This window comes from Paracoccus sp. PAR01 (assembly GCF_014851995.1).
Lineage (GTDB): Bacteria > Pseudomonadota > Alphaproteobacteria > Rhodobacterales > Rhodobacteraceae > Paracoccus > Paracoccus litorisediminis.
In genome coordinates, this window is sequence record NZ_JACVAW010000008.1 from 21,307 (window position 1) to 46,244 (window position 24,938).

Genomic DNA, 24,938 nt, shown 5'->3' on the forward strand with positions numbered 1-24,938 from the left:
TCATCCCTGTTTCGTGCCTCTTTCCTTTGGGTAGTGCGCTAAACGCCGGGGGGCATTTCCCGACAGGACCCGTTCGGATGTTCGCCATCGTTGGTATCGCGGGGCCTCCGCGTCCGGGGCGCTACCCCGGATTGCGCTCAGTAGTCGTAGCCGCCTTCGGCGTGCAGATACGCCTCGACCTGTTCGACACTAGGCACTCCGTTCCTCAGCAGAAGGTCGCGGGGATAGAATGTGATTTGACGCCAGATGCCGCTGAGGTCGTCCAACCTGACTATGGTCAGCGCTACCGCCTTCTCCCTCGCGAGCGCGCGTGCCATCAAGTCGTTCGGCGCGGCAGGCAGATGGAGGCGGACATACGGCTGCCCGCCTGAAGCCTTTAAGGTAGCATGGTCGAGTTTATCCAGCATCTCGCGGTGCAGGTCTCTCATGCCACCACCCGTTCGATTGCGATCTGCTGCTTTTCCAGTTCCGACAGGCGGTCGGCCCGCGCCAGCATGTCCCCCGGCACCGTCACGAGCCTGCGGCGCGGCGGCCCGTTCGGCTGCTTCTGGACAAGGATGGCGATCCGGTCCCCCGTCTGGGCGCTGCGCCGTGCTGCCTCGGCCAGTTCGTCCTGCGGCCAGTCGTCCAATTCGCTCCAATCGACCGCGCGCAGCAGGTAATGCGACTGCCGCGCGGCCATGCGGGCGAAATCCCCCTGTCCCGGCAGCAGGGGCTTGCGGGGCCGTTTGGACGGTTCACCCATTCCGCCCCAATTGGTGCGCACTATGGATTTCGGCATTGGCTCACTCCCTCGTTTCAGTTTCTGCTGGACGCGGGGGTTTTGACTGGACTAGATTCCAATCTGACCGCCCCGCCCGGCAGTCTAAGAAGCCGTCGCCTAACCGCGACGGCTTTCGACATTTTCAGCCTAGCTCAACCTGCGAATGGGAGTCACCTAGATTCCGTTATATCTCGACAGACATAACGGTAGGCTAACCTGCTGTTCTGGACTCATAAATCCGTAATACGATAGAGCCAGATTTCCCCGGACCATTTCTGGTAACCCCGCGTCCCTTATCCTGCGGAAAACCGCGCTCCATTCTCGGAATAGACATTATCCGTAATACGTTTTGATGAGGGGATATAATCGTATTACGGAAATAAAAAGGGCGGGAATTAATCCCGCCCTTTCTTCTCCTTGAAATATGCGGTCCTGAAACTGTTCCACGCCATTGACGCGGCTGCCTTCCTTTCCTTGCTGACCTCGCCTTCGGGAAACAGCACTGCCGCGATGTTCTTCGCCTCTGCCTCGGTCAGCAGGGCCGCGCCTGCTTGCTGCATGCGGGCGATGACCCGGTTCAGTTCGTTGATCTTGGTCTGCCTGCCCTTGGCGAGTTTTTCCCATTTTGTCGCCTCGAACACTTTCGCTTCGTCGGCCTGCGCGACGGTGATCGGGACAGCCTTGAAGGCTTTCAACTCCTTCTTGAACATGTCCAGCAGGTCGTTGGCTGCGTTCCTCTCCCCCAGCATGTCCCGGTAACCTTCGCGGAGTTTCTTCTGAACAAGCCGCAGCCCCTCGTTCTCGGCTTCCAGTTCCGCGACCTTGGCCCGCAGCGCCTCTAGCTCGCCCGCTGGGGCCGTCTCGACCTGTGGGGGTGGTGCCGGGCTGGCTTCGACCACCTGCGCGGCTCGGGCAGCCTGTGCCGGGATCGTCCTCGGCGGGGAAAACCACCTGTCCATGTCGTCGGGCGTGATGGGCCTGCCTGCCTCGGCCTGTGCGACGGCTGCCGCCTTCACGTCCTCGGCTGCGTGGGCCAGCTTGTAACCGTGCTTGCGCCCGATCCGCGCGGCTGTGGACAGGGGCAGGTGCCCAAACTCCCGCGCAAATGCCATGTAGTTGCTGGCCGTGCGCGTGTTCAGGTCGGCCAGCGGGGTTTCGGAAACCGTTTCCGAAACCCATTTCCCAAACCGTTGGTTCGGGTTGCTGCCCGGAACGCCGCAATCCGGGTTCTCGCAATGCGCGCGGCCTGCATTCAGGGCCGTGCCGATTTCCAAGGTAAAGATCAGTTCTTCGTCGGCACGTCGCGAGATGGACGCGCGGATGACCTCGCGCAGTTCGGCCAAGGACATGCCGGACAGTTGCGGGGTGATGATGTCGGTCATGGTCAGAACCCCCGCTCCGGCACGCCGATCTTAACCGCGCAGCACTCGCGGTCGTAGCTCGGGCCGTAGCTGCCGACGGTGGCCACCAGCAGGCCCATGCTGACCACCGCGCAGACGGTGATCAGGGCCAGCAGGGCGGTCACGTGCCACGGCAGCCTGATCACGGCCACAGGGGCTGCCACAGCCCCGCTGGGGGCCTGTGCGGGGGTATCGGCAGGCCTGCGCGGCTTCCGGGCATATTCGGCGTTCAGGGACTTGAGAAAGGCGCTGTTCAGGTCCTCGCGGGTTTTCCGGTCGGGTTCGGTGCCGGTGGCCAGCGCGTGAAAGTCCAGTCGGGTGCCATTGGCCGAATGGGCATAGGCGTTGCGCCCGGTGTGATACTACCAGTCCCCGGCGGCAGGTCGGCCATGACGGGTGGCATAGGCGGATTGCACCACGTCGGGCACGTCGGAGTTCGGAGTCAGGATCGGGTTCATTGCAGGTATTCCGTTTCGTGGTTCAGGGGTTCGTCGGTCAGCGTGGCGCTGATCCGGGGTTCGGGGATCGGGGCCGGGTTCTCGGCCTTCCGGCCTAGAAGCTCCTCGGAAAGCCTCTGTCGTTTCTCGATGCTCAAAGTCTGCTTGGGAATAGGCTGGGGGTTATCCACAGCCTCGCGTTCGCCCACGCCTTTTTTGTTCTTTGACTGTTCAAGGACAGTTAGGGGGTCACCGTGAACCCGGTGGGGGTTCACCCTGACCCCGGTGGGGGTTCGTCCTGAACCCGGTTCACCCTGAACCCGGTTCACTGTGCCCCCCGTTGTGGATAACTCGCGCTGCGGTTTCCATGCGGTCAAGGCGGCAATGGCTGGCAGGTCGAGGGCGTAAACGACCGTATGCCCATGGCTGCAAGCGCGCATTCCGTCTTCGCGGATCAGCCCTGCGGCGATCAGTTCCTTGATACTGCGCTTCACCGTGGCGAGGCTCAGTTCGGTGCCTGCCGCAATGCTGTACTTGCTGATGAAGGCGCTGGTCCCATTATCATGCGCAGCGTCGGCAAGCGCCATCAGGACGGCCTTCAACGCGGGGGTTCCAACCACGCGGGATCGGACAAGAGCGGATAGTTCTAGGCTCATCTTTTGTTGCCCTGCTGGTCATCGGCAAGCCGGGTCCGGTCACGAAAGGGATTCCTTTCGCGCTCGGTCTGACCTATACCGAATCCATTATTCGTTGCAGTCATAACTAGGTCTAGTTAAGACTGACGGCAAGAGGATTCATCATGGCGCGTGACCAGCTAATACGCATCACACTGACCCCTGCGGAAAAGGCAGAGGTTGAGGCAGCAGCCGAACGCGCGGGCCTGCCGCCCGCGACTTGGGTTCGGGTGATGGCCCTGCAAGCCGCCCGGTCGGGCAGGCCCAGCCAGTAAGGCGAATGATGAAAGGGCCGCGCCATAGGCGCAGCCCCTCAGCCGGTTCTCACCCGGCGCGTTCGCGTCCCGATATAGTCCCTCAGATCGGATAACCGCCAGTTGGTCCGACCGGGTGAAATTTCGACAGCGGGGAAGTGCCCGGCATTGTGCAAGCTGTAAACAGTCTGGCGGCTGACCCCGAGGTAGCGCGCGGCTTCCTGACTGGTCAGCAGGCGGTCATCGGGCAGATTGCCCGCGTCTTCGATAGTGTTCATGATGCTCTCGGCATGAATGAGCGGGTGGCTGTCCTGCCACCTTGTTTGAGGGACCGCTCGCGCCATGCCATGATTCATCGCTCGGTCATGCGATATAGTCTGGATCGGGACCGTTGGTCCCGGACTGACCAGAGAAATCTAGCGGGTCGAATCTGTCAGGGTCAAGGGCTTTGATACCCATCGCCCAGCAGGAACGACGCCCAAGCCACCATCATAGGCCGTCGGGCTTCCAGCATATCCGCATCGCGCAAATAGGCCTGTTCAACGTCGTTCAAGGCCAATGTGTGAGCCAACGCGCTTTCAGCCAGATCGCGCGACCAGCCGTTGAATGCAGCCCATTGCCGGAAGGTGGACCGCCAGCCGTGGCACGTCGCCTCGATGCCCTGCCGCTTGTGGACGGCGGCCAGCGTGGCGTCAGACAGGGGCCTGCCACCTGATCCGAAAAAGATGGTCTCGGCCAGCCGCTCGCGGTCCAGCAGGGCGCGCATCGGGTCGGTGAGCGGCACGCGGTGTCGCCGACCTACCTTCATGCGCTGCCCCGGTATCTCGATGCGGTCGTCGTGCAGGTCGGACCAGCGCAGGCCCCGGACCTCGCCCGGACGGAACGCCCCGAGGATCAGCAGGCACAGGGCGGCAGCCCCTTGGCCATCGTTGCGCCGTTCCCAGATGGAACGAAAGACCGTCGGGGCGTCCTCGACCGGGACGGCGGCGAAATGCGTCTTGGCCTGCCTTACCTTGGGCAGGCCCTGCTTGATGACCGACAGGCTGGCCGGGTTCGGCCCCGCGTCCCGGTGCCCGTGCGCTACGGCGTAGTCCAGCACCATTTCGATGCGGCCCCGGACCCTGCGCGCGGTCTCGGGCGTGCTGGTCCAGATCGGAGTCAAACAGGCCAGCACGTCGGCGGTGGTGATCGTGGCCACGGGCATCTTGATCAGCTTCTTAGCATGCGTGCCGATGGTCGATTGCCATTGCGCCCTGTGCTTTGGATTGCGCCAGCCCGGACTGTTCGCCTCGAAATACTGATCGAAGACCTGCCCGAAGGTGGTGGGCCTCCCTGCGCCGTGCATGGTGGGGGCAGGGGGCGCGCCCAAGGGGTCGATACCCTGTGCGACCAGTTCGCGCAACTCAGCCGCCTTACGGCGGGCTGCGGCCAACGGCAGGCTGTCCGCATTTCCGAGTCCCATTTCGCGCCTGCGGCCCGTTCCCGGTTCAGAATAGCGGAACGCCCATGACCGCGAACCGGGTCTGACAGACAAATACAACCCCGCGCCGTCAGGGTGAAAGCCCGGCCCGAGGGTCTTCACGGCATTGGCAGCTAGTTTGTGAATCGGCCCACGCGCCAAGAAACTGTCCTCCGAACCCACGTCCCGTCCCACGTAAATAACGCGACAGGCTGGAATTGATCCAGACAGATTCGACCGTTGTGGTTTGAATTTTCCTAGGTTTTGCAGACATTCTGGGCAGTCTCGACTGTCTGCTGGCGGAGGAGGTGGGATTCGAACCCACGGTGGAGTTACCCCCACGTCGGTTTTCAAGACCGGTGCATTAAACCGCTCTGCCACTCCTCCGACGCGCATGGGACTAGCGCGAAGCCGACATCTGGGCAAGGGGGCGCAATGAACGCCCCCCAAATTATTCTGCGGCCTGTGCCATGGGGTTGTTGGGATGCGTCGTCCAGTTTGCATAGGGGCGGACGGGTTGGCCGGTGCGGGCGTCGATCTCGCCTACGGCCAACACTCGCATGGTGATGCAGTTCTCGACCGGGCAAACGTCCAGGCACAGGTTGCAGGCGACGCATTCCTCCTCCTTGACCGAGAAGACGCGGCCCGGACCCATGGCGATGGCCTGATGCGAGGTATCCTCGCAGGCGGCATAGCAGCGGCCGCATTTGATGCAGGCGTCCTGATCAATGACGGCTTTGGTCGTGTAGTTGAGGTTCAGATATTGCCAGTCGGTGACATTCGGGACGGCGCGGCCGATCAGGTCGGTCATCGCGATGTCCTTGTCGTCCAGATATTCGCGCAAACCCGAAATCATTTCCTGCACGATCTTGAAGCCATAGGTCATGGCCGCAGTGCAGACTTGCACCGTGCCCGCGCCAAGGGCCATGAACTCGGCAGCGTCGCGCCAAGTGGTGATGCCGCCGATGCCGGAAATCGGCAGACCGTAGGTGGCGGGATTTCGGGCGATTTCGGCGACCATGTTCAGGGCGATAGGCTTCACCGCCGGACCGCAATAGCCGCCATGGCTGCCCTTGCCGTCGATGGTCGGCTGCGGCGAGAACAGGTCCAGATCGACGGAAGTAATCGAGTTCACGGTATTGATCAGGCTGACCGCATCGGCCCCGCCGCGCATCGCAGCCTCGGCGGGTTTGCGAACATCGGTGATGTTGGGCGTCAGCTTCACGATGCAGGGCATGCGGGAGTGCTGTTTGACCCAGCGCGTGACCATCTCGATATATTCGGGGACCTGACCCACGGCCGAGCCCATGCCGCGCTCGGCCATGCCATGCGGGCAGCCGAAATTCAGTTCGACCCCGTCGGCACCGGTATCCTCGACCTGTTTCAGGATCGCGCGCCAGCTTTCCTCGTCGCAGGGGACCATCAGGCTGATGATCAGAGCACGGTCGGGATAGTCGCGCTTGACCGATTTGATCTCGCGCAGGTTCACTTGCAGCGGGCGGTCGGTGATCAGCTCGATATTGTTGATGCCAAGGACGCGGCGGTCGGCGCCGTAGACGACGCCATAGCGCGGGCCATTGACGTTGACGACGGGCGGGCCCTCGCTGCCCAAGGTCTTCCAGACGACGCCACCCCAGCCGGCCTGAAAGGCGCGGCGGACGTTGACCTCCTTGTCGGTGGGCGGGGCGGATGCCAGCCAGAACGGGTTGGGGGATTTGATCCCAATGAAATTCGAGCGCAGATCAGCCATGAGCGGCCTCCATCAGTTGCGCGTGGATGTCCTCGGCCGCGTCGCGACCTTCGGCGACGGCGGTCACGGTCAGGTCGTCGCCACCTGCGGCACAATCACCCCCAGCCCAGATGCCGGGGATCGAGGTCCGGCCCGGCCCGTGGATCGCGATCTTGCCGCCCGACATGGCAAGGTCGCTTGGCACGCCATCCAGTTTCTGGCCGATCGCGCGCAGAAGCTGGTCGGCGGGCAGGCGGAAGCGTTCGCCGGTATCTTCCAGTCCGTTCGGACCTTCGCGGGTCAGCATGAATTCGACCTCGCGCACGGTGCCATTGCCGTGGACCTTCAGCGGCGCGGCATTGCAGATGATGCGGACGCCGGAGTGGGTGGCATGGTCCTGTTCATGCTGGCTGGCCGACATGCGGTTCTGGCCACGGCGATAGACGATGGTGACGTTCTGCGCGCCCAGCAGTTTGGCCTGAACGGCGGCGTCCACCGCGGTCATGCCGCCGCCAATCACCACCACATCGCGTCCGACGGGCAGGGCGGAAAGGTCGCCCGACTGGCGCAGCTCGCGGATGAAATCCACGGCATGAGTGACATGGGTGCGATCCTCGCCCTCGGTACCAAGGGCGCTGACGCCCTGCAGGCCAAGGCCAAGGAAAACGGCGTCGAAATCGGCGGAGAGACCCTCCAGCGTGATGTCGCGGCCAAGCGCCTTGCCCGAGGCCAGTCTGATCCCGCCGATCCCCAGCAGCCAATCGACCTCGCGCGCGGCAAAACCGTCCACGGCCTTGTAGCTGGCGATGCCGTATTCGTTCAGGCCGCCGGGCTTGGGGCGGGCGTCGAACAAAGTGACCTCATGGCCCTTGGCGGCCAGACGATGTGCGGCGGACAGGCCTGCCGGACCCGCGCCGACCACGGCGATACGCTTGCCGGTCGGGGGGCCGCGACGGAAGGGGTGGTAGCCCTGCGCCATCAGGTGGTCGGTGGCGTAGCGCTGCAGCGCGCCGATCTCGACCGGCTTGCCCTCGGCCTCCATCCGCACGCAGGAACCTTCGCACAGGTTCTCGGTCGGGCAGACGCGGGCGCAGATGCCGCCAAGGATATTCTGGTGAAAGATCGTCCGCGCCGCCGCATCCGGTGTCCCTGTCGAAATCTGCCGGATGAACAGCGGAATATCGATCGAGGTGGGGCAGGCCGTGACGCAGGGCGCGTCATGGCAGTAATAGCATCGGTCGGCAGCGACCTGTGCTTCGTGGCGGTCCAAAGGCGGTGCGACATCCGAGAAATTAGCGGCGTAGGAATCCGCTGGCAAACGGCCGGGCACGACTCCAGGCGTGAGCTGGCTGTTGGTCATCGACGTGACCTCCCTGCTTGCTTGTTCTTATAAGAATCAGGCTGACACAGGAGTGTTTTTTTATCAAATGGTAAAAAAACTGCGTCGATCTTTTGCGTATATTTCGGGCAGGCTCAGGCGGGCAGGATCAGGCTGGCCGCCAATCCGCCAAGTCTGGCCCGTTCCAGCCGCAAAGCACCGCCATGCAGCGCCGCCAGATCGGCGACGATGGCAAGACCCAGACCCGAGCCGGGCGGGCCGGATTCGTCCAGCCGTCCGCCGCGCGCCATGGCAAGGGCGTGGTCCTCGGCGCTCAGGCCCGGGCCGTCATCCTCGATGGCGATGAACAGGCGGTCGCGGCCCTCGGGGCGGGCGGTGATGTGGATGCGGGTATTGGCCCATTTCACCGCATTCTCGACCAGATTGCCGATCATCTCTTCAAGATCCTGCCGCTCTCCGGCAAAGGCCAGGGTCGGGGGCAAGTCCAGATCGACTTGCAGGCCGGATTCCGTGATGGGACCGCGCAGAACCAGCAGGATGTCATCGACCACTGGCGTCACCTGCGTGCGCTGTCCAAGGGCGCGTGCCGTGCCCGAACTGCGTGCGCGGCGCAGATGCCAGCCGATCTGACGGTCCATGCGGGCGACCAATGCGCGGCCGGGATCGTCCTCGGGCAGGGCATTGTCCAGCGCCGCCAGCGGGGTTTTCAGCGAATGGGCAAGGTTGCCGACATGTTCACGGGCGCGGGACAGGACCTGACGGTTCTGCTCGATCAACCCGTTGATTTCCGAGGCGAGCGGACGCAATTCCGCGACACGGGGCAGGGGCAGCGTGTCGGCCCGCCCGGCGCGGATCGCCCGCAAGTCGCGGCCCAGACGGTCAAGGCTGCCAAGTCCCGCCGCGACCTGCAGGGTGCTGGCCAGCGCCAGAACCACCCCCAGCACCGAAAGCGACACAGCCAAGGGGCGGCGCACCCGCGCAAGGCTCGCATCGATTTCCTGCCGGGGCGCGGTCACCACCACGGCAAGGGTCGAGTTGGAGTCTGGCAACGAGAATTCATGGCGCAGCACCCGCAGCGGTGCACCATCTGGCCCGGTGCCCTGACCGCCGACGAAATCGGATGCAGGAGGGGACATGACATTGTCATAAAGCGAGGCGGATTTGGCGACGACGCGCCCGTCCTGCTGAAGCTGCCAGAACCAGCCTGACAGCGGCATGTCGAAGCGCGGATCGATCGGCGCTCCGCCCGCGACCAGTCGACCGGACGCGTCGATCGAGGCCGCAGCGATCAGCGCATCGGCGGCTGCCTCGGCATCGGCGTCGAAACGGTCGGTGACAAAGCGGTCAAGGATCGCACCGATCGCCATGTAACCTGCAACCAGCGCCGCGCCGATCAGCAGGGCGGCAAGGCCGATCAGCCGGGCGCGGATGGAGTCGCGCAGGATCAAGGGCTGCTCCGCAGGACGTAGCCTTCGCCGCGACGGGTTTCGATCAGGCCTTCGCCGATCTTCTTGCGCAGGCGGCCGATGACGACCTCGATGGATTTGAAATCCCGGTCGGCGGCGGCATCATACAGATGGTCGGACAGTTCGGTCCGGCTGACGATGCGGTTCTGGTGGTGGATCAGGTAGGACAGGATGCGGGTCTCGAACGCGGTCAGCTTCAAGGCCATGCCGTTGCGGGTGATGACACCCAACTGGCTGTCCAGCCGCAGCGGTCCGGCCTTGATGATGGCCTGTGCATGACCCGCCGCCCGGCGCACCAGGGTCTGGGCGCGGATCACCACCTCATCCAGACGAAAGGGTTTCACTGCATAATCATCGGCTCCGGCGCGAAAGCCCGCAACCTTGTCGGTCCAGTCGCCGCGCGCGGTCAGGATCAGCACCGGCATCGAGATCCCCGCCTCGCGCCAGCGGGTCAGGACATCGATCCCCGGCAGGCCCGGCAGGCCCAGATCCAGCACCGACAGGTCGTAACTTTCGGTCGAGCCCAGATATTCGCCCTGCACCCCGTCATGGGCCAGATCGCAGGCAAATCCGCCTTCGGTCATTGCCTGTTCCAGTTGGGCGGCAAGGACGGGGTCATCCTCGACGATGAGGCATCTCATTTTCTGTCCTCGTGACGGCGACGGGCCTCGGTCAGACCCGAGCCCCGAACTTCAAGAAAGGCCCCGGTGCGCGCGTCCAGCCGGATCAGCAGGACATCGCGGCGCTGGGTCAGCAGGCGCAGCTCATGCACCAGTTCGACCCCGCGCGCACGTTCATCCGGGGTCGGCGGTCGCAACCTTGCGGCGATCAGGCGGCCACGGAAGCGGTCTGTCGCCAGTTCGGCGGCCTGCTGAAGCGGGATGACGCGAAAATCCGGGTGCTCCATCAGCTCGAACTCGTCCTCGAGCTGGTCGTGTTCAAAGGCGGGATGATCGTCACGCGGGGCGGCGCTGGGGTGAACATGCAGGCCAAGCACCAGCAATCCGGCCAGTCCGGGGACGGCCAGCCAACGCGACAGCAGGGATTTCAAACCGGGTTCCAGCATGCGATCAGCATATTGCCGCAAATCCAAATGAAACCCAAACGGGCTGTTGGAGATTGGTTGGTGACGGGGCGGCTAGAGATGATTCTCATGGGGCCGCTGCCCCGTTCATGAAGATGAACCAAGGAATTGAACAGATGAGCAGATATTTCACCTCGTCGGTCGCCGCGACCGCCCTGATGGCCCTTCTGGCTGTCCCGGCGCTGGCGCAGGACAATGCACCGGCCCAAGCGCCCGCCGAGCATGCCGCCGCCGAGGCCAAAGCCCCCGTCGAACTGCCGCAGGTCCTGCGTGATCTGGGCCTGACCGATGTGACCGCCAAGGGCACGCGTCACGGCCAGCGCGTTTCGGGCAAGCTGCCCGATGGCAGCTGGCTGAACGCGATGCTGGATGATGGCGGCGAACTGCGCGGCCTGCGTGCCGGCAAGGATGCCAGCCTGCCCGCGACCCTGATCGAACGGCTGGTCCCGCAGGCCGTGCGCAGCCAGCAGGTCTACGGTGAACTGGGCCAGATTGACGCCATCTTCCTTGGCGACAAGTCCGTGATGCTGTCGGGCGAGGATGCCCAGAAGAATGAAGTCCGCGCCGCCTTTGCCGAGGATGGCACGCTGCTGCGCTTTGGTCGTGGTGACGATCGCGGTCCCAAAGGCCACGGCAAGGACCATGGCCGCGACCACGGCAAGGATCGCGGCGACCGTGACGACCGTGACGGCAAGCATCGCGACAAGGACCACGGCGATCGCGAAGCCCGTGGCCCGCGTGACGACGGCCCGCGCGGCGACATGCCTGCGCCCGCCCCGGATCAGATCCGCGCCAATCTGACCGAGGCTGGCTATACCGAGATCGGCCAGATTCTGCAGCAGGGCCCGATCACCATCGCACAAGCCACCAACCCCGAGGGAGAGCCGGTTCTGGTTGAGCTGGGTCCCAAAGGTCGCGTTGTGCGCGAGTTGAACCGCTAACCTGCCGGTCACATTGCCGCAGCGGTGACCTGAGGGTCACAATTGCTTAAAATCAGCAAGAAAGGGCGTAGGGTTGATCCTGCGCCCTTTTTTATTAACCTGTTTTCGACGAAGAATTGGCAAGGGCTCGCCGCTCGGGGGGAAAGGGCTTGCCTGATCGTCGCCGCAATGCCAAATCGCACCAAATTTCCGGCCCTTCTGGGCTGAACACTGGGAACAGTCGATGCATCGTCGTGTATTTGTCAAATCTGCCGGAGCGGCCCTGACGGCCGTCAGCGCGCTCACCTCGGGTCTGGGCGCAGCTTTCGCGCAACAGACCACCGCTGAACCCGCCGCCGGTCAGCCCGTCGATGCTGCCCCGGTCAAGCCCTTCGATTTCGAGGATGTGGCGGCGATGGCCAAGGAACTGGCCTCGAAGCCATATGCCTATCGCGATTCCGATCTGGCTGGCACCTTTGCCAACCTGACCTATGACCAGTATCGCGGCATCCGCTTCCGCCGTGACCGCGATCCTTGGGCGGGCAGCCGCGATTTCGCGCTGGACCTGCTGCCTCCGGGTGCGATCTTCCATGAGCCGGTCGATATCAGTCTGGTCGATGACGGCGTCGTCATTCCGGTGAAATTCGACCCCCATATGTTCGAATTCGATCCGACCCTGTTCCCCGACGGCGTAGATTACGAAACCATCGGCAACATGGGCTTTTCCGGCTTCCGCCTGCGTGCGCCGCTGAACCGTCCGGACGTGATGGACGAATTCTGCGTCTTTCAGGGGGCAAGCTATTTCCGTGCCGTAGCGCGTGGCACGCTTTACGGCATCTCGGCCCGTGGTCTGGCCATCGGCACCGGCAGCGCCGAGGGCGAGGAATTCCCGCTGTTCCGCGGCTTCTGGATTCACAAGCCCGGCGCACAGGAGCGTTCGGTACTGATCCATGCGCTGCTGGACAGCAAATCGGTCTCGGGTGCGTTCGAATTCCGCGTGACGCCGGGGGCCGAGACGGTCTTCGACACCCGCGTCGCCCTGTTCCCTCGTCAGGACATGAGCAATGCGGGCATCGCGCCGCTGACCTCGATGTATTGGTTCGGCCCGACCGACCGCACCCGCGTCGACGACTATCGCCCGGCGGTGCATGACAGTGACGGGCTGCAGATGCTGACCGGAGGAGAGCAGCGCCTGTGGCGGGTGCTGTCGGGTCACAGCACGCTGCAGATCTCGGCCTTCCTTGATCAGGACCCGCTGGGCTTTGGTCTGGCGCAGCGCGCGCGCAGCTTTGACGCCTATCAGGATGCGGAAGCCCGCTATGAAAAGCGCCCCTCGGCATGGATCGCGCCGCAGGATGGCTGGGGCAAGGGCTCGGTCACCTTGGTCGAGATCCCGGTCCAGAACGAGTTCAACGACAATATCGTGTCGTACTGGCAGCCCGGCGACGTGCTGAAGGCCGGTGAACGTTACAACTTCAACTACATGCTGAGCTTCGCGCCCGAGCCGCCGGACAGCGCCCCGATTGCCCGCGTGGTCGAGACCATGTCCGGGGCGTCGGTGAACAATCCCACGGCCCGCAGCTATGTCATCGACTATGGTCTTGACCTGTTCGGCTCGGACGATCCGGTGCCGCAGATCAAGGCATCGGCGGGGTCGATCGGTCACAGCTACCTGCTGCGCCTGCCCGAACAGGGGCGGATGCGGCTGGCCTTTGAATATATTCCCGAGGGCGGGAAACTCGCGGACCTCTCGGCGGTTCTGAATGGGCCGGAAGGCCCCCTGAGCGAGACTTGGATCGCCCGCTGGACGCGCGAGTGACATTGTGACCAAGACCGATCCGACTGACCTGCCGCACGCTTCCGCCGACGGCGAGGTCGACCTTCCGCTGTCCGAAGAGGGCGAGTGGGCGGCGCTGGATATCGAATTGACCGGCGGTCCGGCGACTCCGGCCGAAGCGCCTTTGGTAATGCCCGAACAGGACTTTCGTGCGCGTCCGCCGCACGGGCCGGATAGCGGCTGGCCCAGCCTGCGCACCATCGCGGCGCGGCTGATCGCCTTTGGCGGGGCGGCGGCGATTGCTTGGTACGGGTTGCAGCAGATGATGCAGGTCTTTGGTGACAACGTCACCTACCTGCAATTGGTGCTGCTGGTCCTGTTCGCGATCACCTTCACCTGGGTGGGATTTTCCTTCACCTCGATGATCGCGGGCTTTCTGGCACCCCGTCTGACGACGCCGACGACCCAGAATGACGCCAAGGTCGCGGTCATCATGCCCGTCTATCACGAGGATGCGGCGGCCACGGCTGGTCTGCTGGCCGCTTTGGCGCGCGATCTTTACCGTGTCGGCATGGCCGACCGGACCGAGATTTTCGTCCTGTCCGACAGCCGTCAGCCCGGCTCAGTTTTTGAAGAAATGATTGCAATCAGCCGGTTGCGAGACATTTCTCCGGTGCCGATCTGGTACCGGCGGCGGCGCAGCAATAAGGGCCGCAAGGCCGGAAACGTGGCCGAATTCGTCATGCGCTGGGGTGGCCGTTACGATCAGATGGTCGTGCTGGACGCCGACAGCGTCATGGGGGCCAGCACCATCAAGGCCCTGTCGGCGCGGATGAATGCCGACCCGGCGGTCGGGCTGATCCAGACCATGCCGATGCTGGTCGGCGGCCAGACCATTTTCGCACGCCTGACGCAATTCGCGGGCCGCATCTATGGTCCCGCCATCGCGCGCGGCGTTGCCGCATGGTCGGGCGACAGCGGCAATTTCTGGGGCCATAACGCCATTATCCGGGTCAAGGCCTTTGCCCAGTGCTGCGGTCTGCCGGAACTGCCGGGCAAGCCGCCCTTTGGCGGCACCATCCTTAGCCATGACTTCGTCGAGGCGGCACTTCTGCGCCGCGCCGGCTGGAAGGTGCGGCTGGATCACGACCTGCGCGAAAGCTTCGAGGGTAGCCCGCCGACGCTGCTGGACATGGCGGTTCGTGAGCGCCGCTGGGCGCAGGGTAACCTGCAGCATTCGCGGCTGCTGTTCTCGCGCGGGTTTGCGTGGATCAGCCGGGCGCATTTCGTGATCGGGATGCTGGGCTTCCTGATGTCGCCGATCTGGCTGGCGATGATCCTTGTGGGTCTCGCGCTGTCCGCGAATGTGCTGCTGTCGCGGCCCGACTATTTCCCGCAGACCTATCAGTTGTTCCCGGAATGGCCGACCTTCGATCCGGTCCGGATGCTGTGGCTGTTCGTGGCGGCGATGTCCTTCCTGCTGGTGCCCAAGTTCATCGGCATCTTCCGCGCGTGGCTGCGTCCGCTGGCCAAGAATTCGGGCGGCAAGGGGCGGCTGATGGCCTCGGCCCTGTTCGAGATCACGCTGTCCGCGCTGATCGCACCGGTGCAGATGCTGATCCAAACCCGCCAGATCTATGAGATCCTGCGTGGCCGCGATTCCGGCTGGGAGGCGCAGGTCCGCGCCGGTCAGATGCCGCCATGGAAGGTGGTCCTGCGCCGTCACAAACTGCATGTCACGCTGGGTCTGGGTACGCTTCTGGTGCTGGCGGTGTTCTCGCCGGGGCAACTGGTCTGGCTGTCGCCGATCCTTGCCGGGCTGATCCTGTCACCTGTGACCTCGCGCTGGTCGGCCAGCCCGGTATTTGGCCGCTGGGCCCGGTTGCACGGTCTGCTGGTCACCCCCGAGGAACGCGACGCGCCTGAAATCCTGACCGCCGCCAATGCGCTGGACTACCGCATCGCGGGCAGCCTGCCGCGTGACGGGCTGGCGGCGATGGGTCGCGATCCGGCGATGCAGGCGCGCGTGGCCTCGCTGCTGCGGGCCGGTGCGCCGGTCGGGCCGGCGGCGGCGCGGCTGGATGCGATCTCGGCCGAGGCAAAGCTGGCCCATGCCGCGACGCAGGCCGAGGCGCTGTCCTTCCTGACCGAATCCGAAAAGCTGGCCATGCTGGAAAACCGCATGCTGGTGGATGTGTTTGCGAAGTTGCCGAAATGAAACGTATCGAGTCGCTGGACATGCTGCGCGGTTACGCGCTGGTCTGCATCATGCTGGATCACATGCCTCTGGGCGTCATGCGCAACCTGACGCTGGCGAATTTCACGGTCTTTGACGCGGCCGAGTTGTTCGTGCTGCTGTCGGGTTTTCTGGTCGGCATGGTCTGGGTCAAGGTCGAGGAACGCCAAGGCCGCCGCGCGGCACAGTGGCGCTTCCTCAAGCGTGCGTTCAAGGTCTGGCAGGCGCTGGTGATCGGGGCGGTGCTGCTGGCGCTGTTCTCGCACCTGCTTTTCGAACTGAAGATGAACCACACGGCGGTCTGGTTCCAGTATTCGCGCTGGATCGTCGAAAATCCCTTTGGCTATATCGCCACCGTCGCCCTGATGTGGATGCAGCCGAACCTGCTGGACGTGCTGGCGCTTTACGTGCTGCTGATCGCGACGGCGCCGGTGACCGTACCCTTCCTGCTGAGGATGCCGTTCACCGCGATGGCGGTCTCGGTCGCGGTCTGGTGGCTGTCCGGGCCGCTGAACACGATGATCCCGAACCAGCGCGAAGGGCAGGGGCTGCTGTTCAACCCCTTCGGCTGGCAGTTGCTGTTCTTTACCGGCGTGGCCATCGGTGCCTTCCGCGACAAGATCATGCCGGTGCTGCGTCCCAGGACCGGCGTGCTGAACGGGATCAGCGCCGCGATCATGCTGTTCGGTCTGGCGATCATCATCTGCTGGCGGATCGGTGAGCCTGCGCAGGCGGTCGCGGACATGCTCAAGCAGGTCTATGGCTCGATCGACAAATGGTCGCTGGATGGGCTGCGCTTGGTCTCGATCCTGGCCGCGACGTGGCTGGTCGCCGTCCCGCTGGCTCCGGCATTCAACTGGATGGCTCGGACCGCATTGGGCCGCGATCTGGCCGAGATCGGACGCGGCGGCCTGTGGTCCTTTGTCACCTGCGTGCTGCTGTCCATGTGGGGCGATGCGTTGGACATGACCGCGCCTGCGGGCTTCAGCGGATGGTTGCTGCGGCTGGCCATCGATGTCTGGGTAATCATGGCGCTGTGGATCTCGGCGGCGTTGTGGTTGCGCCGCGATGAATGGATCGGGCAAATTCGCGCCAGACTGCCCCGTTGAAGGACAAGGAACCCCATGAAATCCGACATCGAGATCGCCCGCGAGGCCAAGAAGCGCCCGATTGCCGAGATTGCTGCCAAGCTGGGCATGGGGCCGCGGGATTTCCTGCCCTATGGCCATGACAAGGCCAAGATCACGCATGAATTCATCGCCGGGCTGAAGAACCGCAAACAGGGACGTCTGGTGCTGGTCACAGCGATCAACCCGACCCCCGCGGGCGAGGGCAAGACCACGACCACCGTTGGTCTGGGCGATGCGCTGAACCGGATTGGGCGGCGCGCGACGATCTGCATCCGCGAGGCCAGCCTTGGCCCGAATTTCGGCATGAAGGGCGGCGCTGCTGGTGGCGGCATGGCCCAGATCGTCCCGATGGAGGAAATGAACCTGCATTTCACAGGGGATTTTCACGCCATCACCAGCGCCCATAACCTGCTGGCCGCGATGATCGACAACCACATCCACTGGGGCAATGCGCTGCGCATCGACCCGCGTCGGGTGACTTGGCGGCGGGTGTTGGACATGAACGACCGCGCCTTGCGCGAGACGGTGATCGGCCTTGGCGGCCCGGCGAACGGTCATTCGCGCGAAAGCGGCTTTGACATCACCGTGGCCTCGGAGGTCATGGCGATCCTGTGCCTTGCCTCGGATCTGCATGACCTGCAGGAGCGGCTGGGTCGGATCGTCATCGGCCAGACCTTTGACAAGACCCCGGTGACCGCCAAGGACGTGGGTGCTGATGGCGCGATGACGGTGCTGCTGCGCGATGCCTTGCAGCCGAACCTTGTTCAGACGTTGGAACATAACCCGGCGCTGGTCCATGGCGGGCCGTTTGCCAATATCGCGCATGGCTGCAACTCGGTCATGGCGACGCGCACCGCGCTGGCGCTGTCGGACTATGTCGTGACCGAGGCTGGCTTTGGCGCCGATCTGGGTGCGCAGAAGTTTCTGGATATCAAGTGCCGCCTGTCGGGGCTGGTCCCGGATGCTGTCGTGCTGGTGGCGACGGTGCGTGCGCTGAAGATGAACGGCGGCGTCGCCCGCGCCGATCTGGGGGCGGAAAACGTCGCCGCCTTGCGCGACGGCTGCGCCAATCTGGGCCGCCATATCCAGAACCTACGCCAGTATGGCCTGCCGGTGGTCGTGGCGATCAACCATTTCACCTCGGATACCGAGGCCGAGATCGAGGCCGTCCGCACCTATTGCGCGCAGCACGACACGCAGGCGATCCTGTGCCGTCACTGGGCCGAAGGTGGGGCCGGGGCCGAGGATCTGGCCCGCGCTGTCGCCCATCATGCCGAAGCGGGCCAGCACAGCTTTGCCCCGCTTTACCCCGATGACATGACCCTGTGGGAAAAGATCGAGACCATCTGCAAGCGCATCTACCGCGCCGACCATGTCGAAGCCTCGCCCGCCGTCCATGACAAGCTGGCGGAATGGCAGGCGGCCGGGCATGGGCATATGCCGGTCTGCATGGCTAAGACGCAGTATTCCTTCTCGGCCGATCCGCATCTGCGCGGTGCGCCGACGGGCTTCACCATCCCGCTGCGCGAGGTGCGCCTGTCGGCCGGGGCAGGTTTCGTCGTCGCCATTTGCGGCGAGATCATGACCATGCCCGGACTTCCGCGCGAACCCGCGGCCTTGCGGATCGGGCTGGATGAGCAAGGCCGGATCGAGGGGCTGTTCTAGCCGATGCGGGCCGGGCTGCCGCTTGCGCTGCCGGGAATGCGGATCGGGCTGCTCGGCGGCTCGTTCGATCCCGCGCATGAGGGGCATGTCCATATCACCGAACAGGCGATGCGGCGGTTTCGCCTTGATCGGGTCTGGTGGCTGGTCAGTCCCGGCAATCCGCTGAAACCACGAGGACCGGCACCGCTGGAGGAACGTCTGCGCATCGCGGCAGATGTCATGCGCAATCCCCGTGTCGAGATCACCGCGATCGAGGCCCGGTTGGGCACGCGGATGACCGCCGACACCATCGCGGGCGTCCAGTCGCTTTATCCATTCGTTCGTTTTGTCTGGTTGATGGGGGCGGACAACATGGTTCAATTCGATCGCTGGGACCGTTGGTCGCAGATTGCCGCAAGTGTTCCCATCGGTGTCATCGCCCGTCCCGGGTGGCGGATGCCCGCCAGATTTTCCCGTGCCGCGCGCGGATTATGGCGGTATCGTCTACCCGAGGGGCAGGAATTCCGGCTTGCGGATTGTGCCCCGCCCGCTTGGGCCCTAATAAACGTGCCCATGAGCAATATGTCTTCTACCGCAATCCGTGCACGCAAGGCCGGAGCCAGAACATGAGCCTTTCACGTCGACAGCTTCTGGCGGGATTTGGGGTGGCGCTGCTGCCCGGTCTGCTGCCAACCCTCCTGCGTGCCGAAGGGGCGATGCCCGCCGTATCTGGCGCGCCCGGTCCCTTCTTTGACCCCGAACCGCTGATCGCCAAGGCGAAGCTGGGCGGCGAGGTATCCTTTGTCGTGACCGATGCGTCGGGCAAAGTGTTGAGTTCGCGCCATGCCGATCAGGTGATGGCCCCGGCCAGCACGCTCAAGATTGTCACCGCGCTATATGCGCTGGAAAAGCTGGGCCCGGATCATCGCTTTGTTACCCGCGTCTGGCAGGATGGCGACACGCTGATCCTTGCCGGTGGGGGCGATCCGCTGCTGGACACGGACGGTTTGGCAAAACTGGCCACAATGGCGGCAAAGGCCTGGCAGGGTGCCGCGCCGAAGCGCTTCGTGGTCTGGGGCGGGGCGTTGCCGCAGCTAGAAAGAATTTCGTCTGAACAAGACGAATATCTTCCTTACAATCCAAGCCTTTCCGGGATGATCCTCAACTTCAACCGGGTTCATCTGAATTGGCGTCAGGGGCAGATGTCGCTGGAGGCGCGGGGACGCAGCCAGTCGCCACGGGCCTATACGATCAGCGTCGGTGCAGCGGATCGTGCCAAGCCGATCTTTACCTATGACGGAAGCGGCAAGACCGAAGCCTGGACCATTGCGCGTGGCGCGATGGGCAAGTCGGGCTCGCGCTGGCTGCCGGTGCGCCGCCCCGAGCTTTATGCCGGTGACGTGTTCCAGACCCTGTGTCGTGCCAAGGGGCTGGTTCTGCCCACGCCCGAGGTTGCTACTCTGGCCCCGACTGGTGCCGAGATTGCCCGGCTGGAGAGCGAGCCGCTGTCGGGTATCGTCAAGGGCATGCTGAAATATTCGACCAACGTCACTGCCGAGGTGATCGGGATTGCTGCCAGCGGCGCGGCCTCACCCACGGCATCGGCGGCGGCGATGGGGGATTGGCTGCGCGGTCTGCTGCCGGACCAGCAATTCACCTTCCATGATCATTCCGGGCTTTCGGCCCAGAACCGGGTCAGCGCGATGACCCTCGCGCGACTGGTTGCACAGGAAGGATCGAAGCGCGGTCTGGATGACGTGCTGAAGCACATCCCGCTGCGCGACGAGAAGGGCAAGTCCAAGGAAAGCCCGATCGAGGTTCTGGCCAAGACCGGGACGCTGAACTTCGTCTCGAACCTTGCCGGATTTGCGCGGACCTCGGACGGACGCGAGGTGGTCTTCGCCATTCTGACCGGCGACGAGGCGCGCCGTGCCGCGACCGAAGGGCAGGAACTGCCCGACGGGGTCAGCACATGGACGCGACGGTCCAAGGTGCTGCAGCAGGGGCTGATCGAGGGCTGGATCGGTGCGCTGCCGGCGCAGATTGCCGCGCCGGCCGTGACCTCGGAAACGGTGATCCGTTAAGGCTTACAGGACGCGGTGGCGAGCGCTGGTTGCCAGCTCGATCGCCGCCGCGTGCAGGCGCGAGATGTCCAGTTGATGGCGGATCTCGGCCAGCATCTCGGCCTCGACTTCGCCCAGACGGCCATCGGATGCCGCAACGTCGCAAGCCAGCAGATAGGCCGTGTCGAACATCTTTTCGGGCAGCGAGGCCCGGACAAGACCGAACAGCGCGTCAAGCCCGTCCTCTTCCTCAAACAGCGACATGACCGTCTGCGACACGGCGCGGATGCGGTCGATATCGTAATTGGCAAAGACCGGCGTGTGGTTTACGGCGCGTTCGATCGCGACCAGTTCCGCCGTCCGCAGGTTCTGGTCCGAGGCCGAGACCCCCACCATGACCGCGACAAGAGCGTCGCAGGGCGAAAACGAGGGCAAGGTTTCGGACATGTCATTTCTCCGCAGGGTTTTCGGGTAATTATTGACCATTTCGCCCGGTTTCAATACGGGGAAACCCTCAGCAATGGAGACCCGAAATGACCACTCTGCGTGACGCCGCGATGAAATCCAAGGCATGGCCCTTTGAGGAGGCCCGCCGCGTGCTGAAACGCTACGAGAAGAAGGACCCGGAAAAGGGCTTTGTCCTTTTCGAAACGGGTTACGGTCCCTCGGGTCTGCCCCATATCGGCACCTTTGGCGAGGTCGCGCGCACGACGATGATCCGCCGTGCCTTCGAGATGATCTCGGACATTCCGACGCGGCTGTTCTGCTTCTCGGACGACATGGACGGGATGCGCAAGGTTCCCGAAAACGTGCCGCAATACGACATGCTGCTTGAGCATCTGCAGGAGCCGCTGACCACCGTTCCCGACCCGTTCGGCGAATATCCGAGCTTTGGCGATCATAACAACGCCATGCTGCGCCGCTTCCTCGACACCTTCGGGTTTGAGTACGAATTCATCAGCGCGACCGAGTTCTACAAGTCCGGCCAGTTCGACCAGACCCTGCTGCTGGCCGCCGAGCGCTATGACGCCATCATGGACGTGATGCTGGCCAGCTTGCGCGAAGAGCGCCAGCAGACCTATTCCTGCTTCCTGCCGATCAGCCCCAAGACCGGCAAGGTGCTGTATGTGCCGCTGAAGCATGTCGATGCGAAAAACGGCACGATCACCTTTGACGACGAGGACGGGCAGGAGCTGACCCTGCCGGTCACCGGTGGTCAGGTGAAGCTGCAATGGAAGCCCGATTTCGGCGCTCGCTGGGCCGCGCTGGACGTTGACTTCGAGATGTATGGCAAGGACCACTCGACCAACACGCCGATCTATGACCGCATCTGCGAGATCCTGGGTGGCAAGAAGCCCGAGCATTTCACCTATGAACTGTTCCTGGATCAGGACGGGCAAAAGATCAGTAAATCCAAGGGCAACGGCCTGTCGATCGACGAGTGGCTGACCTATGCCGCGACCGAGAGCCTGTCCTATTTCATGTATCAGAAGCCGAAAACGGCCAAGCGGATGCATTTCGACGTGATCCCGAAGGCGGTCGACGAATATCACCAGCAGCTGCGCACCTATCACGACCAGACCCCGGATCAGCAATTCGCGAACCCGGTCTGGCACATCCATGGCGGCGATGTTCCGGCATCCGATATGGTGGTGCCGTTCCAGATGCTGCTGAACCTTGCCTCGGTCGCAGGGGCCAAGGACAAGGGCGGGCTGTGGGGCTTTATCAAGCGCTATGCGCCGGAAGCCAGCCCCGAGACCAACCCGACGCTGGATCAGGCCGCCGAATTCGCCGTGCGCTACTTCACCGATTTCGTCGCACCGACCCGGACCTTCCGCGCGCCGACCGATATCGAGCGTCGTGCGCTTGAGGATCTGGCCGGGCGTCTGACGGCGTGGGATCAGCCGGCCGATGCCGAGGCACTGCAGACCATGGTCTTTGCCATTGGCCGCGAGCATGGTTTCGAGCCGATGAAGGACTGGTTCCAGGCGCTGTATCAGGTGCTGCTGGGTGCCGATCAGGGCCCGCGTTTCGGCGGCTTCATCGCCCTTTACGGCGTCAACGAGACCCGCGCGCTGATCGAGCGTGCGCTGGCGGGCGAGCTGGTTTCCGAACCTGCCGTCTGATCGTCCTGACCGACATGTTGCGCGCAGCCCCGTTGCTGCGCGCGCATGGTTAACGCCCGGTTAACGCCGGATTGCCAGAGTCTGACCCGACCGCGCGGCCTGTAATGGCTCGCAAGATCCGGGAAAGGGAGTTTCTGGCATGGCAATTGCCGTAGTGGGTAGCAAGGCGCTGATGCCGCGCGAGTTTCGGCTGGGGCTGAATCTCTGGTCGCGGACCAATGGCACGGCAGGTTCGCCGTCATGGGCCGGGCAGCCCAACGCCGCCATCGTTCCGGCGGATGAGGATTTCGGCAGTTGCCTTGAAATCCTGAAGCTCGAAAACACGACTTCGTTGCGTTACATGCGCCAGACCCCGATTTCGCCGGGCTGCTATCTGCGCATCTCGACCCGCGTCAAGGCCATCGCGGGCAACATTCCGCAGGTGCGGATAGCGGGCTATGCGGGCAATTCCGCCGGCAATGTCGCGGGTGTGCTGCAGGTCGGGCCGACCACGACGATTTCGGGCTATGGCAATGTGGTCGAAGTTTCGGCCATCGTCGGAACCGGGAGGCGCGACGGCGTTGACCTGCCATGGGGCAGGGCGACGACATTCGGCTATCTGGGGCTGGACCTGCTGGGCGACAATAATGGCTCGATCCGCATCGAGAATTTGGTGATCGAAGACGTCACCTCGGCCTTTGTGCCGGGGATGCTGGACTGGGTAGATGTGCGCGATTTCGGTGCGGTGGGCGATGGCGTCACCGATGATCGCGCAGCCTTTGTCGCGGCGAACCAGGCGGCGGGCAAGAACCAGTTGGTCGTGCCCGAGGGCAGCTATTACATCGGCTCGGACCTGAACCTCAGCGCGCCGGTGCGGTTTGTCGGCACGTTGAAGATGCCCCGTTCGGCCCGTCTGTCGCTGACCGGCAAGTTCGACTACCCCACCTATGCTGCCGCTTTCGGGGATGAGACTGAGGGGATGAGGCGCGCGCTGCAGGCGATGTTCGGTTTTGTCGATCACGGCTCACTGGACCTGTGCGGGCGCAATGTCCATCTGTCCGAACCGTTGAAGGTTTCGGATTACGCGCCGGGTCTGACCACCTTCTCGAACCGGCGGGTGATCACGAATGGTCAGATCTCGATCACGCCGGGTAGTGCCTGGACGACGCGCAGCGTGACTGCGACAGGGACCTACAGTCCCAACAACCCCTTGGTCCTGACCGGGGTCAGCAATATCGCCAATATCGAGATCGGCGCGCGCATCACCGGCAATGGTGTCGGGCGCGAGGTCTATGTCGCCGCCAAGAATGCGGGTGCCGCCACGCTGACCTTGTCGCAACCGCTTCACGGCGGGGCGGCGACGCGCAACTATACCTTCCTGCGCTATCGCTATGCCTTTGACTTCTCGGACATGGAGCAGCTGAGCCGGTTGAATTTCGACGATGTCGAATTCCTGCTGGATGGTAATGCCAGCGGCGTCATGCTGGCGCAGACCGGCTCAATGACCTGCTTCCGCGACTGCTACTTCACCCGGCCCAAGGATCGCGGCATCACCTCGATCGGCTCGGCCTGTCAGGGGATGCGGGTCGACGGTTGCGAGTTCCTGTCGAACGAGATGGGCGATCTGGCGCAGAACCGCACGACCATCGCGATCAACGTCAACAACAACGACACCAAGATCCGCCACAACCGCTTCGTGCGCTTTGGCCATTTCATGGTCGCGGGCGGCGGTGGCCACATGATCGAGGGCAACCACTGGTTCCAAGGCGACTCGGCGCAGAACGGGGTACGCTTCGGCGGGTTGATCCTGACCCAGACCAACGTGCAGGCGAATATCACCGGCAACTATGTCGACAACTGCTCGATCGAATGGACGAATGAGCATGACGCCAAGCCGAATTTCGAGGGGAGCGCCTTTTCCTTCGGCGCGCTGACGATCACCGGGAATACCTTCCTGGCCTCGGATACCACGCTGGGATTCAACTGGCTCGTGGTGAAGCCCTATGGCACGGGCCATTTCATCCATGGGCTTGCGGTTCTGGGGAACGTCTTCAAATCCCTGAACAACAAGGTCACCCGGATCGAGAAGGTCGACACGACCTTTGCTGATCTGGACTACACCCGGATGCGCAATATCCAGTTCCAGGGTAACATGTTCAACGGCGTGCTGAACTATGTCGCGAACCCGGTGGACATCAACTTCAGCCAAGCCTCGGCGGCGGCGCGGTGGGCTGTTCCGATCAATGTCGAACTGCCCTTCAACGGCTGGGCAAAAAAGGTCGAATCCGTGGTTGCGACCTCGGCCATCACCAATGCGTCGAATGCGCGGGTGTCGGAAATGCCATGGATTCAGGCGCAGCAGGGCAGCAACAAGAAGCAGGTTGCCGTCAATTGGAGTACACCGGCCAAGGGCGCCATCGCCCTGCGGGTGCGGATGGACAGTCCCGACTGATCGGGG

At 63.7% G+C, this 24,938-nt stretch carries 23 protein-coding genes and 1 tRNA gene; 10 read left to right on the plus strand and 14 right to left on the minus strand.

The genetic code is table 11. From position 1 onward, the window contains the following. Window positions 1-137: 137 nt before the first annotated feature. The 5 genes from IB235_RS13560 to IB235_RS13580 form a co-directional block, all read right to left on the minus strand. Window positions 138-428, minus strand: a complete 291-nt coding sequence (locus IB235_RS13560; RefSeq protein ID WP_192337187.1) for a hypothetical protein — start codon at window positions 426-428, stop codon at window positions 138-140. Next, window positions 425-781, minus strand: coding sequence for a hypothetical protein (locus IB235_RS13565; RefSeq protein WP_192337188.1), 357 nt, complete (start codon window positions 779-781; stop codon window positions 425-427). Before IB235_RS13565 ends, IB235_RS13560 begins: the two co-directional genes overlap by 4 nt. Window positions 782-1,158: 377 nt before the next feature. Further along, window positions 1,159-2,145, minus strand: coding sequence for a hypothetical protein (locus tag IB235_RS13570; protein WP_192337189.1), 987 nt, complete (start codon window positions 2,143-2,145; stop codon window positions 1,159-1,161). Window positions 2,146-2,147: 2 nt separating this feature from the next. Beyond that, the gene (locus tag IB235_RS13575) at window positions 2,148-2,288 is read right to left on the minus strand and encodes a hypothetical protein (protein ID WP_192337190.1); all 141 of its coding nucleotides are present in this window, start codon (window positions 2,286-2,288) and stop codon (window positions 2,148-2,150) included. Between the two features lie 329 nt (window positions 2,289-2,617). Then, window positions 2,618-3,256, minus strand: a complete 639-nt coding sequence (locus IB235_RS13580; protein ID WP_225612312.1) for a helix-turn-helix domain-containing protein — start codon at window positions 3,254-3,256, stop codon at window positions 2,618-2,620. A 143-nt stretch (window positions 3,257-3,399) separates the two neighbouring features. Here IB235_RS13580 and IB235_RS13585 point away from each other — a divergent pair, with 143 nt between their 5' ends. Further along, window positions 3,400-3,549, plus strand: a complete 150-nt coding sequence (locus IB235_RS13585) for a hypothetical protein (RefSeq protein WP_192337192.1) — start codon at window positions 3,400-3,402, stop codon at window positions 3,547-3,549. 38 nt (window positions 3,550-3,587) lie between these two features. Here the strand turns inward: IB235_RS13585 and IB235_RS13590 are convergent, their stop codons facing one another. From IB235_RS13590 to IB235_RS13625, 8 genes are all read right to left on the minus strand, one after another. After that, entirely contained in the window at window positions 3,588-3,806 is a 219-nt protein-coding gene (locus IB235_RS13590; protein ID WP_192337193.1) for an AlpA family transcriptional regulator, read from the minus strand. Window positions 3,807-3,967: 161 nt separating this feature from the next. Continuing rightward, a complete protein-coding gene (locus IB235_RS13595; RefSeq protein WP_370576895.1) occupies window positions 3,968-5,329 on the minus strand; it encodes a tyrosine-type recombinase/integrase in 1,362 nt (453 codons plus the stop codon). Further along, a tRNA-Ser gene (locus IB235_RS13600) sits at window positions 5,285-5,374 on the minus strand. The genes IB235_RS13595 and IB235_RS13600 overlap by 45 nt, the downstream gene beginning before the upstream one ends. 64 nt (window positions 5,375-5,438) lie before the next feature. Then, window positions 5,439-6,737, minus strand: coding sequence for an NAD-dependent dihydropyrimidine dehydrogenase subunit PreA (gene preA, locus IB235_RS13605; protein ID WP_192337195.1), 1,299 nt, complete (start codon window positions 6,735-6,737; stop codon window positions 5,439-5,441). After that, complete coding sequence (locus IB235_RS13610; RefSeq protein WP_192337196.1) at window positions 6,730-8,076, minus strand: NAD(P)-dependent oxidoreductase; 1,347 nt, start codon at window positions 8,074-8,076, stop codon at window positions 6,730-6,732. Before IB235_RS13610 ends, preA begins: the two co-directional genes overlap by 8 nt. A gap of 113 nt (window positions 8,077-8,189) precedes the next feature. Continuing rightward, window positions 8,190-9,503, minus strand: coding sequence for a sensor histidine kinase (locus tag IB235_RS13615; RefSeq protein WP_225612313.1), 1,314 nt, complete (start codon window positions 9,501-9,503; stop codon window positions 8,190-8,192). Beyond that, window positions 9,500-10,162 (minus strand): response regulator transcription factor, encoded by a 663-nt coding sequence (locus IB235_RS13620; protein WP_155039918.1) that lies wholly within the window; start codon window positions 10,160-10,162, stop codon window positions 9,500-9,502. The genes IB235_RS13615 and IB235_RS13620 overlap by 4 nt, the downstream gene beginning before the upstream one ends. Continuing rightward, complete coding sequence (locus tag IB235_RS13625; protein WP_155039917.1) at window positions 10,159-10,587, minus strand: PepSY domain-containing protein; 429 nt, start codon at window positions 10,585-10,587, stop codon at window positions 10,159-10,161. Before IB235_RS13625 ends, IB235_RS13620 begins: the two co-directional genes overlap by 4 nt. Window positions 10,588-10,721: 134 nt before the next feature. On the opposite strand from IB235_RS13625, the gene IB235_RS13630 reads away from it, so the two are divergent. The 7 genes from IB235_RS13630 (at window position 10,722) to dacB (ending at window position 20,396) form a co-directional block, all read left to right on the plus strand. Beyond that, on the plus strand, window positions 10,722-11,546 hold the full coding sequence (locus IB235_RS13630; protein WP_192337197.1) for a hypothetical protein: 825 nt from the start codon (window positions 10,722-10,724) through the stop codon (window positions 11,544-11,546). Window positions 11,547-11,769: 223 nt separating this feature from the next. Continuing rightward, a complete protein-coding gene (locus tag IB235_RS13635) occupies window positions 11,770-13,344 on the plus strand; it encodes a glucan biosynthesis protein (RefSeq protein WP_192337198.1) in 1,575 nt (524 codons plus the stop codon). Window positions 13,345-13,348: 4 nt separating this feature from the next. After that, entirely contained in the window at window positions 13,349-15,520 is a 2,172-nt protein-coding gene (gene mdoH, locus IB235_RS13640) for a glucans biosynthesis glucosyltransferase MdoH (RefSeq protein ID WP_370576892.1), read from the plus strand. Beyond that, a complete protein-coding gene (locus tag IB235_RS13645) occupies window positions 15,517-16,647 on the plus strand; it encodes an OpgC domain-containing protein (RefSeq protein ID WP_155039914.1) in 1,131 nt (376 codons plus the stop codon). The genes mdoH and IB235_RS13645 overlap by 4 nt, the downstream gene beginning before the upstream one ends. Before the next feature lie 15 nt (window positions 16,648-16,662). After that, entirely contained in the window at window positions 16,663-18,333 is a 1,671-nt protein-coding gene (locus IB235_RS13650) for a formate--tetrahydrofolate ligase (protein ID WP_155039913.1), read from the plus strand. Between the two features lie 3 nt (window positions 18,334-18,336). Continuing rightward, window positions 18,337-18,942 (plus strand): nicotinate-nucleotide adenylyltransferase, encoded by a 606-nt coding sequence (locus IB235_RS13655; RefSeq protein WP_155039912.1) that lies wholly within the window; start codon window positions 18,337-18,339, stop codon window positions 18,940-18,942. Then, complete coding sequence (gene dacB / locus IB235_RS13660) at window positions 18,939-20,396, plus strand: D-alanyl-D-alanine carboxypeptidase/D-alanyl-D-alanine-endopeptidase (RefSeq protein ID WP_192337199.1); 1,458 nt, start codon at window positions 18,939-18,941, stop codon at window positions 20,394-20,396. Before IB235_RS13655 ends, dacB begins: the two co-directional genes overlap by 4 nt. Before the next feature lie 3 nt (window positions 20,397-20,399). Here the strand turns inward: dacB and IB235_RS13665 are convergent, their stop codons facing one another. After that, window positions 20,400-20,822 (minus strand): tellurite resistance TerB family protein, encoded by a 423-nt coding sequence (locus IB235_RS13665; protein ID WP_155039910.1) that lies wholly within the window; start codon window positions 20,820-20,822, stop codon window positions 20,400-20,402. Window positions 20,823-20,908: 86 nt separating this feature from the next. Between IB235_RS13665 and IB235_RS13670 the strand changes: the two genes are divergently transcribed. Both IB235_RS13670 and IB235_RS13675 read left to right on the plus strand, forming a co-directional pair. Then, a complete protein-coding gene (locus IB235_RS13670; RefSeq protein WP_192337200.1) occupies window positions 20,909-22,501 on the plus strand; it encodes a lysine--tRNA ligase in 1,593 nt (530 codons plus the stop codon). A 139-nt stretch (window positions 22,502-22,640) separates the two neighbouring features. After that, the gene (locus tag IB235_RS13675; protein WP_192337201.1) at window positions 22,641-24,932 is read left to right on the plus strand and encodes a glycosyl hydrolase family 28-related protein; all 2,292 of its coding nucleotides are present in this window, start codon (window positions 22,641-22,643) and stop codon (window positions 24,930-24,932) included. Window positions 24,933-24,938 lie beyond the last annotated feature (6 nt).

What these genes read in the sequence shown, in the direction of transcription:
- IB235_RS13560 (WP_192337187.1), bottom strand. Translation starts at nt 428, where the DNA reads ATGAGAGACCTGCACCGCGAGATGCTGGATAAACTCGACCATGCTACC.
- IB235_RS13565 (WP_192337188.1), bottom strand. Translation starts at nt 781, where the DNA reads ATGCCGAAATCCATAGTGCGCACCAATTGGGGCGGAATGGGTGAACCG.
- IB235_RS13570 (WP_192337189.1), bottom strand. Translation starts at nt 2,145, where the DNA reads ATGACCGACATCATCACCCCGCAACTGTCCGGCATGTCCTTGGCCGAA.
- IB235_RS13580 (WP_225612312.1), bottom strand. Translation starts at nt 3,256, where the DNA reads ATGAGCCTAGAACTATCCGCTCTTGTCCGATCCCGCGTGGTTGGAACC.
- IB235_RS13585 (WP_192337192.1), top strand. Translation starts at nt 3,400, where the DNA reads ATGGCGCGTGACCAGCTAATACGCATCACACTGACCCCTGCGGAAAAG.
- IB235_RS13590 (WP_192337193.1), bottom strand. Translation starts at nt 3,806, where the DNA reads ATGAACACTATCGAAGACGCGGGCAATCTGCCCGATGACCGCCTGCTG.
- preA (WP_192337195.1), bottom strand. Translation starts at nt 6,737, where the DNA reads ATGGCTGATCTGCGCTCGAATTTCATTGGGATCAAATCCCCCAACCCG.
- IB235_RS13610 (WP_192337196.1), bottom strand. Translation starts at nt 8,076, where the DNA reads ATGACCAACAGCCAGCTCACGCCTGGAGTCGTGCCCGGCCGTTTGCCA.
- IB235_RS13620 (WP_155039918.1), bottom strand. Translation starts at nt 10,162, where the DNA reads ATGAGATGCCTCATCGTCGAGGATGACCCCGTCCTTGCCGCCCAACTG.
- IB235_RS13625 (WP_155039917.1), bottom strand. Translation starts at nt 10,587, where the DNA reads ATGCTGGAACCCGGTTTGAAATCCCTGCTGTCGCGTTGGCTGGCCGTC.
- IB235_RS13630 (WP_192337197.1), top strand. Translation starts at nt 10,722, where the DNA reads ATGAGCAGATATTTCACCTCGTCGGTCGCCGCGACCGCCCTGATGGCC.
- IB235_RS13635 (WP_192337198.1), top strand. Translation starts at nt 11,770, where the DNA reads ATGCATCGTCGTGTATTTGTCAAATCTGCCGGAGCGGCCCTGACGGCC.
- IB235_RS13645 (WP_155039914.1), top strand. Translation starts at nt 15,517, where the DNA reads ATGAAACGTATCGAGTCGCTGGACATGCTGCGCGGTTACGCGCTGGTC.
- IB235_RS13650 (WP_155039913.1), top strand. Translation starts at nt 16,663, where the DNA reads ATGAAATCCGACATCGAGATCGCCCGCGAGGCCAAGAAGCGCCCGATT.
- IB235_RS13655 (WP_155039912.1), top strand. Translation starts at nt 18,337, where the DNA reads ATGCGGGCCGGGCTGCCGCTTGCGCTGCCGGGAATGCGGATCGGGCTG.
- dacB (WP_192337199.1), top strand. Translation starts at nt 18,939, where the DNA reads ATGAGCCTTTCACGTCGACAGCTTCTGGCGGGATTTGGGGTGGCGCTG.
- IB235_RS13665 (WP_155039910.1), bottom strand. Translation starts at nt 20,822, where the DNA reads ATGTCCGAAACCTTGCCCTCGTTTTCGCCCTGCGACGCTCTTGTCGCG.
- IB235_RS13670 (WP_192337200.1), top strand. Translation starts at nt 20,909, where the DNA reads ATGACCACTCTGCGTGACGCCGCGATGAAATCCAAGGCATGGCCCTTT.
- IB235_RS13675 (WP_192337201.1), top strand. Translation starts at nt 22,641, where the DNA reads ATGGCAATTGCCGTAGTGGGTAGCAAGGCGCTGATGCCGCGCGAGTTT.